The organism is Paenibacillus amylolyticus (genome assembly GCF_001570725.1).
In the GTDB taxonomy this organism is placed as follows: Bacteria; Bacillota; Bacilli; order Paenibacillales; family Paenibacillaceae; genus Paenibacillus; species Paenibacillus amylolyticus_A.
On sequence record NZ_BCNV01000001.1, the window covers coordinates 2304502 to 2324294 of the forward strand.

Below are 19793 nucleotides of genomic sequence, written 5' to 3' on the forward strand. Positions count from 1 at the left end.
TGAAGCCCTCCCACCTATAATGTAGGGGAGGGTTTCTTAATAAGTTCGACAATTCCAATACAATGGGAACGGAAGTGATTTTCAGTGGCAAGTCTTACAGCTTATAAGTTTACCAATGCAGGTGGCACTGGACGGACGGGCGGTTCTCAGGCTCAGTTTGACTCGGCATATAAAAATACTAATCTCGAAGGCAAGGTTACAACTTATTCAGGTATTCAGAGATGGGTAGTAGCAGCTTCCGGTACGTACCAACTTGAAGCTTGGGGCGCACAAGGAAGCGGAGGTAACGGTAACACTACCATTGGCGGTAAGGGTGCTTACTTAAAGTCTGAAGCGTACTTAAATGAAGGAGAAGTCCTCTATATCTTAGTCGGTCAGGCAGGTACGTACAACGGCGCTTCTGTGAGTGACGGTTCAGGCGGCGGCGGTGGCGGTGCTTCTACAATCGCAAAGCAGTTGGAAAGCGGCGCATACACCATGACCCTATCCAGTTTGAGCGGTACGAAATTAACCCCTTTACTTGTTGCGGCAGGCGGCGGTGGCTCAAATGACGGTAGATACCGTAGTCCTATTAACGGTTTAGCAGGGGCATGGACGATGTACGGAGCGCCAGCATCCAACGCCAACAACTTCACTGCATCGTTTCTTAATGGAGCAGTAGGTGGCACTTATACCCGTGGGGGTAGTACAGGTAACGGCGGCTTCGGCGGCGGCTCGGTAGCGGACGATAACCAAAGTCCTGGCGGCGGCTGGCATCAAGTAAATTTCCAAGCATATTCTTACTATGCGGGTACAGCCACAGGTACAAGCGGCACTCGCACAGGACAAGGCGCAGTAACTATAACAAAGCTGAATACTCCACCAGATATAGTAGGTAATTTGGAAGACGGGCATCTGGTCAAGGCGACTATTAGTGATGCTGAGGATCACGATGCCTGTTACAGGATCCTAGTTAACGGAGTTCAAGCTTTTCCTAACCCTAGCGAGAAGGTTTGGACTGAATTTGCCCCTACACCTATAGCCATTGAATTTGATATCGCAGGAATTGTCCCTGCAACCAGCGGCAGTAATCTAGTAACAATTGAGCATAAGGATACTGAAGTAGGTGTTCCGTTAAACCTACTTATCCCTAAGTTCAATATACCTTCTATAGTTAACGCCAAGATACCTGACGACATTGGCGGGTCTATCGAAGTCCTTGAGAGAAGTGACTACAGTGGTTCGGTAGATATCTACACGCCGAACAAGTGGTACGGTGGCGGCTATATCATCAATGACCAATCAACGGAACTTAACTGGAACAGGGGTTCTATATCTGCTGGTCAGTGGACGGACGTAATCGGGGCAAGTACCGTAACGGCAACGTACAAATACCCTATACAGTACGTTCAAGGAACACCAATCGAATTAGAAGTCAACTATAATGTAGCATCGTACGGGTCGAACTATTACGCTGAACTAAACATGGGTCTCCTTCACATTTACTTTCACCGTGATTTGGATGACTTTATTCAGGTTCGTAGCGGCTCAGGCTGGATTAAACACATTGTGGGGGCTAACTTTACGAAAGGTAACAATGTATGGAAGCTGATTTACGGTAAGGAAGGCGATTATGAAGTGTACCGGAACGGTTCTCTTGTCGTAACAGGCAGAGCAACACTACCTCCGACAATGACCGTAACGCCTACGTCCACAATCAACAATGAGCAGGTTTTCATTGATTACTTTACTGTTAGGATTATCCCTTACGGGCTGTATGACGCACGTTCTACTGTTTATCCTTTGTTCCGTTCCGACAAGGACACGTACTACGAAGTAGTGAGCGACTACGGCTACGACGACCAAAGATACCTGACATTCAACGGAACGAACACAGAAATCACGTTTGCTAAGGATTGGGGCACGACAGGGCAAGGCATCGATCCAATTACCGTAGAGGGCTGGTTTTGGCTCGACGGTGGTAGGACAACTCACTGTATTTGGGGTCACAACACTGCGGCGGGCGCTAATACACTCCTGCTTGGGGTTTGGGGCGGTCAGTACAACATTGATACGAACAACGGAATGGCTACCACCTATGGCGACAAGACTTTCTCCCTGTACAACCAGTGGGTACATCTTGCGTTCTCTATCAACGGCGTAGTCGCTTCCATTTACGAGAACGGTATTCTTAAATGGGAAGGCGTAGTCGGGGCAAGAGGTACTTACAACCGTAAGCCGCAGATAGGTCAGGATTATGATACAGCGACAAAGACTGACTACTTCAAAGGGCGGATGCGTGACTTCCGTGTTTGGAACGAAGCGAGAACGCAAGAGCAAATAAGTTCCCACATGAATACATTGGTTATGGGCATCGAGCCGCATTTGATGGTCAACCTCCTGCTGAATGACGGCTCAGGTTCGATTGCTCAAGACAAGACACGTAGAGACTATGACGGGACTATCTTGGGTACACCAGTTTGGGGCGGCGACTACGCCTACACCCACAAACTCCGTTCATCCATTAATGTTGTATGGCGTGGCAACGATTCTCTCTACAGTAGCTTGACGGTTAACACTAACGTCAACTATATGAAAGAGTTCGTTAACCCTGATAATAGGGTAGATATTACGCCTGTAATGACAGCGGACACCACTGGCGCTTACAAGACCGTAGCTTCTACCTACCTTAATGCTACCTACCCTGCTTTCAAAGCCTTCAACCATGTTGTCACAGGCACAGGAGATTCATGGATAACTCCTGTAGCCAACCTGCCTGCATCATTGGGCTTCTACTTCCCTGAAGGAGAACTTAAGCAGATAGCAGGGTATGCCATCAACATAACTAGGGGAGTAACTGAAGCCCCTAAGAGTTGGACAATCGAAGCATCCTATGACCGTGGGGCTACTTGGAAAGTTATTCACGAAGTGGTCGGAAACGTTAGGACAGCAACAGGGTGGCAGTACCACACCATCCCTGCTCAGTACGAAGGGTACAACGTAGTACGTATTAACGTGACCGAAAACAATGGTAGTACCTCGTACCTGAGTATAGGTGAAATGTACTACTTTGCTTCTGAATACCTCTACGGATATCTACTTCCATCGAGCATCTTCATCCCTGAGAGGAACAACCTCTCCGGCTGGTTGTACGCCAACACAGGCATCTCCTATGACGGAAGCAAGTGGGGCAGTGAGAGAACATCCTATATCACCGCACGGCAAGGTGTTAACAATGACATTAAAGCCCGTGTCGCTGTAGCACTAGGCAACACCGCAATCGGTGAGATTGAGATTATCGGATTGCTTCATAACGGTATACCATCTTCGATACAGGTAAACGAGGTAAAGGAGATTGAAGGAAGTCTAAGGGCTAGGCAAACTGAGTTCGATGAAGTAGACGGTAGCCTGACCGTTGTGAGACACGACAACTCTGAAATATCGGGGTGGATTCAAACAAGGTACGACAGAGATTTACCTGCTTCCCTGAAGATTCGAGCGGGGAACAAAATGTTGGCTTTGGTCAACATCGCACAGCCGCTATCGACAACGGTGAAATTCAATCCGGTTCGAGACGCATTCATTCGTTCAGCGTTGCCTAAAATCAACTACGGCAGTGAGCAATCTTTGGTGGCTGGCTACGGAGCATCAAGAAATGAAGTTTACAGGTCACTCCTTGCATTCGATGTTGCGCATGTAGTGGACTTGGTTGAAGGGTTTGAAGTATCCAAGGCTGAACTGAGATTCAAGTTTGCGAAGGGTTCTGCGAAGCCTACGAAAGACATGAGACTGCACACAGCCCTTGCTAAGTGGACAGAACTTGGTGTTACGTGGGATAACAAACCTGAGATGGGCGAAGAGGTAGAAGGGGCGGGTACGTACACCGTCAACGAAGCCGATGCTTATATCGCATTCAACCTTACTGACCTAATTGTCAGTAAGAGGGAAGAGAAAGACCCAAGCGTAAATCTCTATCTGAAAGCTGTGGAAGAGATTGGACAGGCCCTTTACTTCTACTCGAAGGAGATGGGAGTCGATTACGCTCCTGAGTTGGTCGTAACCTATATTGACTACCGTATTTGGAGTTTCGACAAGTCGGAGATTACGGCAAGTATCTACCCTAAGAAACGTGCCAACAAAGACTTGAAGTCAAGCCTGACGGTTAAAGGTGTGGCAGGAGACACGAATTTACCTTCCTCCTTGCATGTACTACAGCCGGGGGAACGGGAAAGTAGCATCGCAGTTTCTCGACCTGATTACCCAATGTCTATGGAGATTAGGCAGTCGGATAAGCACGTTATCGACTCTAGCCTGACCATTCGAGAGGTCGGTATCTACGACTTCGCAGACGGTAAAATCATGGTCTCTCAACCTATGATGCACGGCTCGATTATCGTACCTCACCATAAGGATATGCCTTCCAAGCTGACCGTAAGGCTTGATGGCTACGCTGAAATTTTCACTTGGCTGACGGCTAACCAACCTGCCTTGTTCTCAACTATTAGTGTAATTCCTTACATTGATTGGACGGGGTCAATTACAGTACGGCGTTCGGGTGAAAGTGAAATCGACGGCAGTATCACAGTAAGCACTCCTGATAGAGTCTGTACGATTTACGTTCCTTACATGGAGGACTTGGCTTCAAGCATTACGGTCAAGACTGCCATAGACCAAGACACGCCATCGGTGCTAATGGTATCAAGGGACTTCATCTACAACTCGGTAGAAATTCTGAACAGGTACGAAAAAACATCTAGGATTCGAGTCAGAGGTAAAGACGACTCGGGCATTGGCGGGGAAATCAACGTATCGTGGGGTCGCATCCCATCGAGCATCTTCGTAAGAGGACGTTCCGATATCCCGTCCACCGTAGCGGCTCGTAGAGAAGATTTTAGTGAGATTGACGCAGTAATCATCGTCAGCAGACCGGATTGGGTGGGGTCGATTCAACCAAGAATCCACACTGACCTGCAAGGCTCGGTAAGCGTAAGACGTGGTAAAGACGAAGACCTCACAGGTACTATTTACGTACTGGCTAGGAAGAACCTTCCTTCCAAGCTTGATGTAGTCGGGGCGAACATGATTCCTTCGAGTATACACGTGCTCTCAGGCTACCTGAAGTCCAGTATCCTCGTTCCGTTGTACGGCAACAGCGAAATACCTTCCAGCCTGTTACCAAGGCTTAGAGGGGCTTTTGATATCGCTTCAAACATCTTCGTAGTGTCGAACTCCAATCTACCATCGGACGTGACCGTGAGACGTACTGAAGTCTCCGACATTCCTACTCAGATTGTGGCAAGGAAAAACGATGACAGCGAGATTCCTTCGACCATCAACACGATGCAGTACAGCTTGTTGGCGAGTAGCATCACAGCTAGAAGAGAAGCGACAGGAGACGTTCCATCGTCGGCATACGTACTCCATCACAAAGACATTACGGGTAGGATCTTCGTAAGAGGGTATGTATCCCTGCCGTCCGGTATCTTGGTTACGATTCCTGCGGTCACTGATTTACCAGCCAGCATCTATCCTAAATCAAGGGAAGTAAGCGATATCCCTACAGGGCTTGACGTTAAGTTCCGTGGAAACAGCGACCTGAAAGCAAGCGTGGGCGTTCCGTACACAGGACGAATGAAAGCCATCGTAGACGTAGTTCCTCCGAAGAGAACGACACACGTTGCAACGGCAGTTAAAGACTCGTATATCCGTGAGGGTATCCCGACACTGAACTACGGTGCAGAATCATCTCTCGTAATCGGCAACAAGGTTAGCGGCGGCGACCGATTCAGAACCCTCTTGCACTTTGATATTAAGGACGTACCACTCAACCAAGATATCGAGAATGTCGTCCTGAAGCTTCACTACTCTCCATCAAGTCCAGCACCAACTAAGAAGTACCGTGTGATTGTAACCGGAGACTTTGATGAATACGGCGTAACGTGGAGAAACCAACCGTCCGTGGTTGGCGAAGTTACTCTCGACAGCGGCAACTACGCAGTCAACAGTCCAGAACACTTTATCACGTTTAACATTACAGCGTTCGTAAAAGATGCGTACCTGAATCGTAAAACTGACTTGAGGTTCTACGTAGTCCCTATGGACGAGACTGAGGGCGGGGAGACTTGGTACTTCTCACGGGAGTCTGGAAAGGACGTTGCTCCAAAGGTTGAGGTTACTTACTTCGACAGCAGTCCGGTAAGCTACGGACGCTCAGAAATGCCTTCCTCCATCGGGGTAATCAGTTCCTTTGTCAAGCACGACATGCCATCGAAGATTAAAGTAGTTCCACCGCTGGATTGGATTTTGGTTGACAGACCAAACCTCACTCTCCACGCATGGGATAACGGCGGTCAAGACGGTGACATGGTAAACATCTACATCGTCAATAGTAAGTACCCTGAGCGTAAGTTGCTCAAGGAAAACTGGCTCATGCACATCCCTGCTAACATCACTCTCACGGACTACCTTGACATTGAGTTAGAAGAAGGCATGAACACCATCTACTACGAAGGTGTATCGAACGGTGGCACAGGTTCTCCGCTCACATCTGCTATCAGGTGGCAAGAGTATGGAAGCAGAAACCATAACGCAACATTCCCACCTCTCATGGTGAAGGATGGCGCAGGTAACTGGATTCCAAGAACCAGCAACGAGTTTGAAGCCAGCATTGCCGCAAACGTGGGCACTATTGTCAATGGAAGATGGCAAGACCCTAAACCTTATCACACATGGAAGATTGTACGACCTGCTCACAGAAGCGTACCTTCCAGCCTTGAGGTTACACGGAACAACTGGTTAGAGTCAGCTATTACAGTGTCCGCTCCTAATAGACAGAGTAGTGTTACTGTCCAGCGTAGCGACCTGAGCGAGATTCCATCGAGTATCAATGCAAGAAGCATGAACTTTACAGAGATGGTAGGTTTGATTGCGGTATCGAGACATGACCTTGGCAACTCGATTTATGTCAAGGAAAGATTCGACATTCCGTCCTCGATTCGACCACGGGTAGTAGGGGATGCAGAACTGCAAACGTTCATCACCGTCTCTAGGGGTGACATGGGCGGCTCGGTAGAAGTAATTCCTGCGAACAGCTTGCCTTCCAGCATCACCGTAAGGGTTGGAGAAGACTTCGATATCTTAGCTACGATTGCAGTAAGTAAGCCTGACATTGATGGATCAATCAGCATTCTGGAACGGAATGACCTTCCTTCCAACATCATTGTCTCGACGACAATCGACAAAGATATCCTTGGCGTTATTATCGTAACCAAGCCTGACCTTGCGTCAGAGGTTTACGTTCTAAATAGATTCGGCATTCCATCAGTTATCGGAGTTCCTTTCAACGAAGAGGATACGCTGGCGGGAAGCATCGCAGTCAGTCGTCCAGACCTAACCACAAGCATCCATGTATCATACAGAGATGACCTTGAAGGTAGCATTAAGGCACGGGCGAAGGGAACAAGCGACATTCCTTCCACTATCTACGTTCGTGACCGTTACGATAAACCATCTCGCCTTGATGTAATTGGGGCAAGTATGTTGCCGTCCAGTATCCAAGTCCTCTCCGGTTGGCTGGCTAGTACAATCAAAGTACCGACGTACAAGCAGGAAGACCTTGACAGTGTAATCACGGTACGCTTGTCGAGTGAGGGAAACATTGAATCGGGCATCAGCGTCACACACCGATTCGATACGCCGTCAACGGTTGTCGTAAGAAGGGAAGAAGACAGTGATTTAGATGGAAGCCTGATGGTTCGTAGAACTGAATGGGCTGAAGCACCATCGACAATCTTTGTTCGCCAGTTGCATGACACGCCGTCCACGGTTGTAGCTAGACAGTCTGATCTGCTTGACATTCCTGCGAACCTGTGGGTACTCGAACGGGGCGACATGCCAGCAACAGTTTACGTGCGGTATCGCTCGGACTTGACCGGAAGTATTAGGGTAAGACGTAACGACTTAATCAATCTACCTGCAAGTGTTCACGCACGGGGTAGAATGGTTAACAACTTGCCTTCGGACATTAACGTGATGTTCAGAGGAAACTCTGACATTAAATCATGGATTGCCGTACCACCCCACAACAAGATGACGGCTAAGATTGTCATTATCCCTGTGGGTGACTCGAACATTGAGTGCTCCATCACCGTCCGTCAGTCTGAGGATGGCGACCTGCTTTCGAGCATCGCAGTCAGAAGAACAGACAGCTACGATATGGTCAGCATTATCACCGTAAGACGTTCCGACGACAGTGACATTCCTTCTACGATTGACGTTTGGGAGAAGTCCCTGTTACCTTCTGAAGTAGCCGTAAGGCGCACAGAGGTTAGCGACCTGCCTTCCTTCATCACCGTACATGAAGTGAGTGACCTGCCAAGTACCATTACGGCGAGACGCGCAGATTGGGATGATATCCCAAGCACCATCATAGCTAGCCAGTTTGGTGAGAGTGACCTGGCGTGCTCAATCACCGTTGCTCAAACCATAAACATCGACCTCCCAAGTACAATTGACGTTTGGCATTTTAGAACCATCCCTTCCACTGTTTATGTATTGTATCATGCTGACGTTAACGGCTCTATTGAGGTAATAGCTGACTACGGATACTGCTTCATCATGTAAGATGAAAAGCCCCTCCCATTACTAGGTAGGGGTTATTTTTTAGGTAAAATTACCTATATTGTAGTTGCGAGAGGATGGAATTCACTGAAAGAAGTCTGCTTATTCTTCTGAGATACCTTGGCGTAAATCTTGATTGTGGCGATATCTTCGTGACCTAGATACTCCTGAACAAGAGCCATGTCGCAACCTGCGTTAAGCATGTGCATGGCGAAGCTGTGACGGAAGACGTGGGGGCTGACATTCTAAGTGTTCAATGCCTGATCTTGCGGCAACTCTCTTAACAATTTTGTAGATACTCTCCCTAGACATATGAACAGTGTCATTCAACTTACTAGGAAGTAGCCAACCGGATGAAACATTGTGGTGCTTTATGTACATCTTGATAAGGACAAGCGTTGTCATGGATAGGGCTGAGTCTTTCTTTGTCGCCTTTACCGACAATGCGAATATTCTTTTCTACGAAGTTGATGCTCTCTAATTTAATCGTGGCAATCTCACTGACCCGACCAGCTAGCCCGGACAGCAATTCGAGAACCATTTGGTCTTTCAGTCGCTGCTCGGAAGCTGTGTCAATCAGGTTGGTAACGTCAACTTCAGAGATGGCTTTAGGTAGGGATTTTATTACCCACCGTACTTTGGTGGCGGGTGACTCTTGAATGACTCTCCCAATTTCCATTAAAAGAAGATCTTCAGGGCACACAACATTGGATTAATAGTAGACCTTGCTCTACCAAGACAGTCAAAGTGCGTTATGTACTTTCTAATTTGAGACGGCTCGATAGCTGTTACTTCGGGAGGTGTTCTTTCAAAGGATAAAAAGCCTTTAATATCCCGTGCATAGTTTTCTATGGTCAATCCAGACAAGTCTTTATCTGTTTGTAGGTAGAGTAGGAATGCCTCAACATAATTCATTATTACATCTCTGCCGTTGTCTTAGTAACATAACCCATTTATATACCGGATTATGTGAATTATCAACACACCCACAAACAGACAGAGAAAGGTCAGGTGATAGATGTGGATGTAGGGGTAATCACTGCAATCCTTGGTCTGGTAGGCTCTGCCGTGACTGGCATAATTGGCTACGCCAGCGGTAAGAACAACAATAAGGTGACTGATAGGGAACTGCTCTCCAAGGACGAGCAAGCCTTTCGTGAAAGGTTGATTGAAAGGCTTACCTCTTCTGAAGAGAAGATTGAAAGATTGAGTAACGAAGTAATCACGCTTCGTCAGGAAAACATGGAACTTATTGCTGAAAATAGGCTACTGAACAACAAGGTAGAGCAGTTGGTGGCTCAACTCTCAAGACGGAGGGGAGACGTGCGATAAGATGATGAAGTTTGTAAAGAATGCTTTCTGGAACGACAATGACGGGTTCTCTGCAAAGGACTTCTTGATGGTTCTGTTCAGTGGACTGTTCGCTCTCTTTCTACTCATTGCATTCTTTGCGCCATTCTTCGGGGTGGCGGTGAGCGCAGTATCGGTCGGAGCGATTAATAGCTTGAGTACAGTGGTCATGACTATCGTGGGCGGGATATTTGCCGTACAGACTGTAAAAGAGCTCAAAACCACCAATTCAGAAACTCCCTTTACAGTGCCTGAGCATTCTCTAGTAGAAAGTGTCCTTACTGTGGAGGGAACTAAAGTAGATAATACACCGAAAATTCAATAGAAAGGTTGAAACAGATGACTTTTAAAATGAAATACACTATCAAGCAACGATATCTGCCTAACAATACCAAGAGACGTTCCGGTATCAAGAATCAAGGAATTAGCTTTATCGTGGCACACGATACAGGTAACGATGGAAGTACAGCGGCAGGTAATGTGAACTACTACATGAATTCCGCTAATGTCCAAAGTGCATCGGCGCATACCTTTATCGATGATAAAGTAATCATTGAGTGTGTGCCCCTCACAGAGAAGGCTTGGCATGTCCTTTACAACGTAAAGACTGACAATGATCTTTACGGATTCGATTCTAATGATCGTGCCATCGGCGTAGAACTTTGTTACTCCAATAAGAAGGGTAGCATTAATAACACAGAGTCTTACAAGCGTTACGTTTGGTACATGGCATACCTCTGTAACAAGTTCAAACTGGATCCTCTGAAATGTATCTCAGGACACAACGAACTTGACCCCAATCGTAAGAGCGACCCTTACAAGAACGCCTTGAAGATTATGGGCATAAGCAAGACGAAATTTCTGAATGACGTGGTAGCGGAATTTAAGGATTGCACTACGACTCAAGTAAATGTACCACAAAATACAGTATCGGGGGATGACGAACCAATGAAACTTGATAAATGGGCGGTAGACATGCTCGTGAACGCACTGACTAATTTTAAGGCTAAGGGCTACTTTACAGACGAAGCTTGGATCACTAAAGCTAAGAACGGGACTCTGACAGCCGCAGAACTAGCGTTTCTGAATACCATTCTGATTGCCAAGGCGGTGAAGTAATATGGTTACATTGAATGCAGTACTTACTACAGCCGTAGCCTCAGTTGGCTTGTGGTTGCTTTTGGCGGGCTTAACTGAAGCACTTACAGAAGTAGTTAAGGCAGTTCTCCCAATCAAGGATAGAGCTACATATGGTGTGTCAATCGTAGTTGGCGTTGGTTTAGCAATCTCATTCGGACTAAATCCATTCGGACTGACCGGAATTTCCGCATACACATCTATGGTGGCTGCTGGATTGCTGGCATCACGCGGAGCGAACTACCTGAACGGTTGGTTGAAACGTTTTGGTATTCATCTCTAAGTGTTTACGGACAAAAATATGATCTCATTAAAAGTCGCTATTTAGCGGCTTTTTCGTATTAATAGGTTAGTTACTAGTGACTGGAAAATTGCCGGATCTATGTGTTGTAATTATTACATTCACATGGCACTGATTTAAGATTAGACATCTATTCTTAGCCGCGCATCATTTGATTTTTTCTAGAATTGAAATCCAGTGAAGTATTAAGATCATATACATCATAATAGGGAATGTACGAGTAATGCATTCCCTGAGAAATAGAGCATTATTATAACGAATTCTAGAGTGTTGATGCTTATGAACCAAACATTGTATTTATCAACCAATCTTTCAGCGAAGTAAGTTGGAATCTGGCACAATTATGCGATCTTTCACATCATAATAGTTCAATTAATTAGAATATATGAAAAAAAACAGGTTCTTGATTTTCTTTCGCAATATGTAACTGAAACCGAGATTGTGCTAGGCTCTAACTACAAAAGAATTAAACGATTATACGGAAGGGGACGGTTTACTTGGATCAGGAACTTGCGGCTACGATCGCTATCGAATTCAAGAACAATCAGAAAGTGTTGAACGCAATCGGAGACGAGACCCGGCAAGCCATTCTCATAACCTTGATTCAAGGGCAGCAAAACCCCGGCATGCGCGTAGATGAGATCAGAATGAAAACCCATCTATCCCGACCAACCGTATCACATCATCTGAAAATACTGAAAGAATCGCAGATTATAAGCGTTCATAAAGAAGGGACCCTCAACTATTACAGCCTGGACTCCGGAAGCAAGCTGAAATTGTTGAAAAACCTGGTGAACGAAATAGAGAAGGTATTTTCCCAATGCGAAGAACAAACATCGGAATAACGATAGGAAACACTGGGAGGGGGAGTTGTGAATGAATCAGACAGTCGAAATGGCAAACGGAGTGCACATTCCTCAACTCGGTTTCGGATTATATAAGATTAAAGACGGGCAGGCCTTCGAGAGGACGGTCGAAGAGGCTATTCAAGTTGGTTATCGTCATTTCGATACGGTGAAAATTTACGGTTATGAAGGCCGGGTTATCCAAAAAAGTGGCATTCTTAGGGAGGAGTTTTTCATCACCTCCAAAGTGTGGACGACAGATCTCGGTTACCGTGCGACTAAAAAGGCGTTTCAGCAGACTTGCCAGAAACTGAACGTAACGTATCTCGATATGTATTTGATTCATTTCGCCGGTCCACATTACATGAACTCCTGGAAAGTGATGGAAGAGTTATATGACGAAGATAAGATCAGAGTTATTGGTGTAGCCAATTTCGAGATCCGGCATCTGGAGCATCTCAAGAAGAATTCACGGATATCGCCGATGGTAAATCAGGTCGAGACCCATCCGGAATTTCCGCAACACGAATTGCATGATTATATGGTTCGGAATCGGATTGTGCATGAGGCTTGGGGCCCGTTGGGCAGGGAAGCAAAGCACTTCTGGAGCATCCGGGGCTGGCAGCAATTGCCCTTCGTCATCAGAAAGCGGTTGCACAAGTCATTTTGCGCTGGCATTTGCAACGCGGAATTATCGTCATCCCCAAATCGTCGAATCTGCAAAAAATAAAAGAGAATAATGAAATATTTGATTTTGAACTGAATAAAAAGGACATGGAACATATCCGGCGGTTAGACATGGGCAAAGGATATTCCGTAAGTCCGAGTGGCTACATAGTCAACCCGATTTATGTAAAATTGATGAAGCTATTTATTTGCTGATAACTCGGTTAACGAGCAGGATAGTTTAATGATCGTGGAGAAATAGATGCCTTTTGAACGCCTAACGGAGCATTATGATGAGCGAATTTCTAAAGTTGATGAAGTGCAATCGTGACGCTTGACTTATTGGGCTGGACTTCAAGACACAACGTACATTAACATAGTTTGAGTGAGTCAATGATCGGTACAATAATGTACCGATTTTTTGTGTCCAAGGAGACTGTTTTATAAATAGTACCTGATAGAGGTGATCAAGCATGAGTGATTATTCGATAAACCAACCGTATACAAGCTCCCGATCTGATATTCAAAATGTTCTGCGTGATTCTCGTCTGCCTGCTTTGATCTGGGGCATTCTGATTTATTTTTCTGCATTGTACTCACAGCTACCGATGTTGCCCACATGGTTTGAATTTATGATGTTTACAGCTCTCATTCTGGTTCACATTCTGCTGCATTGGTATGCCGGATACGTTGTCGATCGAAGACCCTGGATTTATTTTGTGACACAAGGATGTATTGTCTGGGGGTGTGCGTTATTCATGCCTAATGCTCATTCTCTCATCTTTGTAAGTCTATTGACGGCTTTGGCGGGTCAGAGTATTGGTGTATACGCTCAACGTGTGAAGGTGCTTCTGGTATGTATCTTTTACTGCACCTTGTTTTCTGTCTCCCTGGTTTGGCTAGGAACTACCGAGGATTTGTCATCTACAGTACCATCGCTCTTCTTCATCATGTTTTTCGTAATCGGCTATGCTTCTTTGTTCTATAAACAAGTTCGTGCCAAATTGCGGACCCAGTCGTTTTTACGTGAATTGGAACGAGCGCACAGGAAAGTGGAGGAGCTAACCATTGCCAATGAACGTCAGAGGATGGCCCGTGATTTACATGATACTTTGGCACAAGGGCTGGCAGGTCTTATCATGCAGCTTGATGCGGTGGATGCGCATTTAGAAAATGATAATAACCATCGTGCCCACGAGATTGTTCAGTTGTCAAAAGCCCAAGCAAAGCGCACGCTTTCAGAAGCGAGAAGCGCAATTGACGACTTGCGTTCGTATTCTGCCGAGGTCACAGATATTTCTAAAGCGGTGAAGGAAGAGGCTGAACACTTCTCACATATAACAGGGGTTCGTATTGTCACTCAATTATCGATGCCCCATCTGGTGGTGCCGAAGTTGATCTTCGAACATAGCTTACATATCATCCGAGAATGCTTGGCCAATACAGCTAAATATGCTCATGCGACGAACGTAGAAGTCGTGGTTGCTGCACCCGAAAACGTAATCGAGCTACGCATTACGGATGACGGAAGAGGGTTCGATACCAACCTCATCGAGAAACAATCCGGTAGTTATGGCTTAATTGGCTTATATGAACGAACCCGAATTATGGGCGGGGAGATCGAAATTGAAAGCGGAAAGCAAGGAACCCAAGTTTCTGTTCGCATCCCATTACAACTGGAGGACACCACCGTATGACAATCAAGATTCTTATCGTGGACGACCATTTCGTCGTTCGAGAGGGACTTAAGCTGATCCTGGAAACCAATCAAAGATACGAGGTAGTTGCAGAAGCATCTAACGGTATGGAAGCGGTTCGACGGGTGGATACTTACAAACCGGACATTATTCTATTGGATTTAAACATGCCTGAAATGGGCGGCCTGGATACCATGACAGCGCTCAGAGCTAAAGGAATAGATATACCGATCATTATTTTGACTACATATAACGAGGATGAGATGATGATCCGCGGACTGGCGTTAGGTGCCAAAGGGTATTTGCTGAAGGACACGGGAAGAGAGATGATATTTCGTTCAATTGATGCCGCGATGCGGGGGGAAACGTTGCTACTTCCGGAGATCAGCGAGAAAGTATTTGCTCACAAGACATCAGAAAAGGCGAAAGAATCATCCTCGAACAGGATATCGCTCACAGACAAAGAGCTGATTGTGCTTCAAGCGATTGCCCGTGGCTCTCGAAGTAAAGAGATCGGCTTGGATATGGGCATATCCGAACGGACTGTAAAGACTCATTTAACGAGTATCTATAATAAATTGGGTGTGGATTCGAGACCGCAGGCCGTCGCCGTTGCGGTAGAGCGTGGAATATTGCATTTATAATCAAACATTTCATAGATTTGCCCGATCGTACACTGGGGTCTTGCCCTTTTGTACGATTTTTTATTTTTCTCCTCCGTTTATGATAGATGCATGAATACAAATTGGAGGAAAAATGATGAAAAAAAGACTGACAACGATTCTGGCGACTGTTCTCTCACTAACCATGCTCTCTGCCTGCAGCAGCACTAATAGCGGGACTTCCACACAGGAGGAAATTCCGAAACCTGAAAATAGCGTTGCTTCCGCACAGAATGAGTTTCCAAAACCGATGGGAAGTTATACGGTCGGGCGTACACAGATGGACTTCAAGTACACAGCATCCAACCACTCAGAAAGAGAACTGACGGCATTATTTTTCTATCCGTCCGACAGCAATGAGGGCAAGCCGACGGCAGAGTATGCCTTTCCGGAGTTTCATTCACTGAGAGATGAGCTTTTGGTTAGATTAGGGGGCACAGCGGGTGGTGAGCAGCTGTTTGATTCCAATTTCAAGACATGGTCTTACGACGATCTGGCCTTATCTGAAAAGGAAAAACAATATCCGGTTTTATTCTTTGTTCATGGCGCAGGCGCTTACCCACAGCAAGGCACTTTGTTTGCTCAAGACCTGGCAAGCGCCGGCTATATTGTGGTATCTATCGGCCATGCCGAAAGTGGTGTGTACAAACTTAAAGATGGACGAACAGTTGGATTGTCTGAGAATTTTATGGACGAAGTAACAAAATACGGAATGGAAGCAGCCACCCTAACTCCACCTGAAATTGTGACTGAGAAGCTTGAGGAAGAAGAAGCTATTGAGATTGCTCGCAAATTAACTTCCGCGCCTGAAGCAGTCAAGTTTGCGAAATATGCCGTTTTACAGAGCGAGGATATTCGATATGTTGCAGATAACTTGTACAAAATGAATACAGGTGACAGAGATTCCATGTTTAAAGGTAGATTGCAGCTTGATCTCGGTCTCGGTGTGTTTGGACATTCTTTCGGAGGAACGACAGCGGCAATTGTTAGCCGTGACGATGACCGATTTGTCGGCGCTGTGAATCTAGACGGTAATATGTTAGGTGCCCTGGATAGCGATTTTAAGAAACCCTTCATGCAGCTCAGCACCGTGCTTGCCTATAATACAAATGCATTTCTGCTTGAATCCAACAGCAAGGACACCTATTTTGCCATTATTGATAATGTAGTCCACGGTGACTTCTCCGATTCCTTGTTTACAACTACGGATAAAGCATCCAGAGGAACCCGAGACGCGATGGAACAGCGCAACATTATCACTTCTTATACAAAGGCATTCTTTGATAAGTATATGTTGAAGAAAGAAACGGACATTGACAGCCTTACCTTTGACGGCGTAGAGATGATTAAAAAACCTTAAAAACCTTTGCCACCATAATGTAGATAGCATGGATATTTTCCTATGTATTTTTCAACGAGATGGTACGCAAGTACTTTTAGAGAAGGTCATATCAGAACAACCAGATGTATTCGCCTATGCTAAACATCTAGGTGAACTTACATGGGTTTCTGATTTTGAAGTTGCTTTAATTAATGAAACAGGCGCTGAAAAGTATTCTGCAAAACTAGAACACTAATTATTTGGCTGCTAGAAAACATTGTCCAGCTGGGGTTATGGGCTCTTTTATTATAAGGCATGCATTTATCTTGAGGATTGCATTTCTCTCGTGTAAATGACATGCCCATTTTTTATTTATGCTGTAAATCCCTTGTGATTTATGCGTCCTGTCGGAGTCTGGGCGAGGCCCCAGTTGACCCTGAGTAATCAGGAGCATCTGCTCCATCTGCAACTGGCCTGCTATCTAAGGCAGACATATCGTTCACCGTGATTTTCAAATCAACTTACTCAAGCTCATGAATCAAACGTGTTACCCACATAATGAAAAGAGTGAATATGCGTTTTGGTGAGTTCAATCACGTTTTTAATAAATGACTCTCGCGACTCACGATATCCGCTTAATATCCAATTGTTCAACAGTCCAAAAAAACCGTAGGCGGTATAATACTTGAAATAATCCATGTTAACTGGGGAGTTGTTGATTGTCTCGAAGACAAACTGCTCCTGATAGATTTTGAGTATGGTTTGTGGAAAGCCTGTATGCAGACCAGGTAACGTATCATCGTACTGAATTAGTTCGAAGAAGTCACGATGTTCGTAGATATAATCCACGATTTGAAAAGATTCGACATTAAGCTTGTTTGTTAAGACCTTTTGACCATGCCAATAGGGTTTACCTACGGCGCACCTCAATCCTCCGAGTGTCATACTCAGCAATTCTTCGGCGAGAATGTATTTATCCTGGTAGTGTAAATAAAATGTACTGCGATTATAGCCCGCCTGATCCACGATGTCTTTGACAGAAACACCATGGAAGCCTTTTTTCTTAATGAGCTGAATGAGAGCAGTTTTTAGATGCTCCTTGGTTCGATTACGATGTTGAGATGTCACAATAAGTTCATCATTCATTCAAAAAAACTCCTATAAATATAGACATAGTTTTATAAAGTGTCTACGAGGTAGACACTTGGTCATATCTTAATGATTGGATTGTTACAATTTTAAGCATAGAATTAGTTTTGTAAACATCATATAGCACTATTTATATAGGCGCTATTCAAAATATTATACTGGGGGATTTATTCATGGGCAAACTTCAAGATAAAGTTGCAGTCATCACAGGAGGAGCATCCGGGATTGGTGCAGCGACAGCTCGCTTATTCGTTTCCGAAGGAGCTAAAGTGGTCTTGGTGGATCTGAATGAAGAAAAAGGCAAGGCGTTTGAGCAGGAACTGAAAGCGCTTAAATCAGAAGCTCTCTTCATTAAAGCAAACATAACGAGTGAAGAAGAGGTTACTGAGATTTTCAAACAAACCGTAGAAGCATTTGGTCAAGTGGATATCGTATTCAACAATGCGGGAATCGGACGTGTTCATCCGACGCATGAGCTTGACTATGCAGAATGGCGCAATACGGTCAATGTTGATCTGGACGGCGTATTCTTGGTCGCTCGTGAATCGATCCGCGAAATGCTGAAAATTGGCGGAGGCACAATCGTCAACACGGCGTCCATGTACGGATGGGTTGGATCGCCTGGTTCAGCAGCCTACAATGCAGCTAAAGGCGGAGTAGTGAACCTGACTCGTTCGCTCGCGCTCGAGTATGCTGAGCAAAATATTCGGGTGAACTCCCTTTGCCCAGGCTTCATCGACACACCGATTATCCCGGAAGAGAGCAAGCAAGCACTTTCTGCGGCAACACCAATGAAACGTCTGGGTCAAGCAGATGAAATGGCGAAAGCTGTTCTGTTCCTAGCTAGCGACGATTCTTCATACATGACAGGAAATAGTCTGATCGTAGACGGAGGATACACCGCTCAATAAGAGTAGCGTTATCGAAGTACAAGAACATATTCCCATTGAAAGTCGCTATTATTATAGCGGCTTTTTTTATTTTATCAGAAAAAGTATATCTCCCGAGCCAAAGACAACTAGCAAACAGCGGTTTGGCTATTCATAATAGATGGCCTCGTAAGGAAACTCTAGCTTATTCATGCGATATTCTTTGGGAGACATGGACATATATTGACGAAAAACTTTGCCGAAGTAGCTGGGACTCTCAAAGCCGCATTGTTGGCCAATCTGTGAAATCGGAAGTTCGGTCGTGCGGAGCAGTCGGATTGCAACTTCAATCCGTCTGTCTTTGAGATAGGCTAGCGGTGAAGTTTTCTCGGATTTCTGAAATAACCTGCACAAGTAGTGTTTATTGATATCACAATGACTGGCGAGCAGATCCAGCGTCAATGGGGATGCATAATTCTCTCGGATGAACTTTTTACATTTCTCAATCGTTGTTATGGAAAGGGCACCGATATCCTTCTCCGCATCCCGACTCGTCTGCACCAAGATGAGCAACCACCGATAGACTTGCATGGACAAGCGATACTTGTCCGTAACTTTATCCTGATGAATCAAATGGATGATTTGCCATAACTCTTGAATCAGGGGAGAATCCGCGTTTCGTAGAATGACATGCCCCTCATTATCATGGATCATATCCCAAATTCGGTTGGCTTCATCCCCACGAATGTTTATCCATATAAATTCCCAGGGTTCATTATTCTCTTGCTTATAGTAATAGCAGTGTTCTCCTGCGATTTTAACAAGTAATGCATGTCCTTTCGGTAAAGGGAGCGTTTGATTGTCAATATCAAGATAACCTTGGCCATTAAGCGTATATTGAAAAACAACGTGCCCCGGGTCCGGTCTATTGTCACTCGGACAACGATATTCCTCGCTTGAGACGATCTGCCATCCAATAGAGTCCAGTGTCATGATCGATGTATCGTCATTACGAAAAGCATAAGAGACCGTATGAACCATCTTTCATCCCCTTCCTAAAAAAGTCAATTATATTATATAATACGTCACATTTTTTAGATTGTCTGTCTTTTTTTAGACCTGTAAGATAAATGTAAGCGGTAACATATGAAGGGGGTGACTGTAGTTTGTGTTCATTTGACAACAAGCAGGGCAGATC

At 45.3% G+C, this 19793-nt stretch carries 17 protein-coding genes and 1 pseudogene; 13 read left to right on the forward strand and 5 right to left on the reverse strand.

Annotated elements, in window-relative coordinates; genetic code table 11:
- Window positions 1-84 precede the first annotated feature (84 nt).
- Entirely contained in the window at window positions 85-8601 is an 8517-nt protein-coding gene (locus tag PAHA3_RS10210) for a DNRLRE domain-containing protein (protein WP_062834637.1), read from the forward strand.
- Window positions 8602-8654: 53 nt separating this feature from the next.
- Here the strand turns inward: PAHA3_RS10210 and PAHA3_RS31210 are convergent.
- The 3 genes and pseudogenes from PAHA3_RS31210 to PAHA3_RS31215 form a co-directional block, all read right to left on the reverse strand.
- Window positions 8655-8828, reverse strand: a pseudogene (locus PAHA3_RS31210) (tyrosine-type recombinase/integrase); the annotation flags it as partial.
- 104 nt (window positions 8829-8932) lie between these two features.
- Entirely contained in the window at window positions 8933-9277 is a 345-nt protein-coding gene (locus PAHA3_RS31070; RefSeq protein WP_062834638.1) for a tyrosine-type recombinase/integrase, read from the reverse strand.
- A complete protein-coding gene (locus tag PAHA3_RS31215; RefSeq protein ID WP_062834639.1) occupies window positions 9277-9513 on the reverse strand; it encodes a site-specific integrase in 237 nt (78 codons plus the stop codon). The genes PAHA3_RS31070 and PAHA3_RS31215 overlap by 1 nt, the downstream gene beginning before the upstream one ends.
- A gap of 54 nt (window positions 9514-9567) precedes the next feature.
- On the opposite strand from PAHA3_RS31215, the gene PAHA3_RS10225 reads away from it, so the two are divergent.
- The 11 genes from PAHA3_RS10225 to PAHA3_RS30405 all read left to right on the forward strand — a co-directional run bounded on the left by PAHA3_RS10225 (window position 9568) and on the right by PAHA3_RS30405 (window position 16833).
- Entirely contained in the window at window positions 9568-9930 is a 363-nt protein-coding gene (locus tag PAHA3_RS10225; protein ID WP_235599407.1) for a hypothetical protein, read from the forward strand.
- 1 nt (window position 9931) lies between these two features.
- Complete coding sequence (locus tag PAHA3_RS10230; RefSeq protein ID WP_062834640.1) at window positions 9932-10273, forward strand: hypothetical protein; 342 nt, start codon at window positions 9932-9934, stop codon at window positions 10271-10273.
- A gap of 26 nt (window positions 10274-10299) precedes the next feature.
- Window positions 10300-11067 (forward strand): peptidoglycan recognition protein family protein, encoded by a 768-nt coding sequence (locus PAHA3_RS10235; protein ID WP_235599408.1) that lies wholly within the window; start codon window positions 10300-10302, stop codon window positions 11065-11067.
- Between the two features lies 1 nt (window position 11068).
- Window positions 11069-11368 carry a hypothetical protein gene (locus PAHA3_RS10240; RefSeq protein WP_153028192.1) on the forward strand — a complete coding sequence of 100 codons (300 nt, stop codon included), beginning with the start codon at window positions 11069-11071 and terminating at the stop codon, window positions 11366-11368.
- Window positions 11369-11883: 515 nt separating this feature from the next.
- Window positions 11884-12231, forward strand: a complete 348-nt coding sequence (locus tag PAHA3_RS10245; protein WP_153028193.1) for an ArsR/SmtB family transcription factor — start codon at window positions 11884-11886, stop codon at window positions 12229-12231.
- 31 nt (window positions 12232-12262) lie between these two features.
- Window positions 12263-12961: an aldo/keto reductase gene (locus PAHA3_RS10250; RefSeq protein ID WP_235599409.1), complete on the forward strand. Its 699-nt coding sequence runs from the start codon at window positions 12263-12265 to the stop codon at window positions 12959-12961.
- Window positions 12898-13113 carry an aldo/keto reductase gene (locus PAHA3_RS31075; protein WP_268801803.1) on the forward strand — a complete coding sequence of 72 codons (216 nt, stop codon included), beginning with the start codon at window positions 12898-12900 and terminating at the stop codon, window positions 13111-13113. Before PAHA3_RS10250 ends, PAHA3_RS31075 begins: the two co-directional genes overlap by 64 nt.
- 257 nt (window positions 13114-13370) lie before the next feature.
- The gene (locus tag PAHA3_RS10255; protein WP_062834643.1) at window positions 13371-14594 is read left to right on the forward strand and encodes a sensor histidine kinase; all 1224 of its coding nucleotides are present in this window, start codon (window positions 13371-13373) and stop codon (window positions 14592-14594) included.
- The gene (locus PAHA3_RS10260) at window positions 14591-15238 is read left to right on the forward strand and encodes a response regulator (protein WP_062834644.1); all 648 of its coding nucleotides are present in this window, start codon (window positions 14591-14593) and stop codon (window positions 15236-15238) included. The genes PAHA3_RS10255 and PAHA3_RS10260 overlap by 4 nt, the downstream gene beginning before the upstream one ends.
- A gap of 115 nt (window positions 15239-15353) precedes the next feature.
- Entirely contained in the window at window positions 15354-16616 is a 1263-nt protein-coding gene (locus PAHA3_RS10265; protein ID WP_062834645.1) for an alpha/beta hydrolase, read from the forward strand.
- A 28-nt stretch (window positions 16617-16644) separates the two neighbouring features.
- A complete protein-coding gene (locus PAHA3_RS30405) occupies window positions 16645-16833 on the forward strand; it encodes a hypothetical protein (protein WP_062834646.1) in 189 nt (62 codons plus the stop codon).
- A gap of 275 nt (window positions 16834-17108) precedes the next feature.
- Here PAHA3_RS30405 and PAHA3_RS10280 read toward each other — a convergent pair whose 3' ends face one another.
- Window positions 17109-17723 (reverse strand): TetR/AcrR family transcriptional regulator, encoded by a 615-nt coding sequence (locus PAHA3_RS10280; protein WP_062834648.1) that lies wholly within the window; start codon window positions 17721-17723, stop codon window positions 17109-17111.
- A gap of 176 nt (window positions 17724-17899) precedes the next feature.
- Between PAHA3_RS10280 and PAHA3_RS10285 the strand changes: the two genes are divergently transcribed.
- Entirely contained in the window at window positions 17900-18637 is a 738-nt protein-coding gene (locus PAHA3_RS10285) for an SDR family NAD(P)-dependent oxidoreductase (protein WP_062834649.1), read from the forward strand.
- A gap of 126 nt (window positions 18638-18763) precedes the next feature.
- Here the strand turns inward: PAHA3_RS10285 and PAHA3_RS10290 are convergent, their stop codons facing one another.
- The gene (locus tag PAHA3_RS10290; protein ID WP_062834650.1) at window positions 18764-19636 is read right to left on the reverse strand and encodes a helix-turn-helix transcriptional regulator; all 873 of its coding nucleotides are present in this window, start codon (window positions 19634-19636) and stop codon (window positions 18764-18766) included.
- Between the last annotated feature and the right edge of the window lie 157 nt (window positions 19637-19793).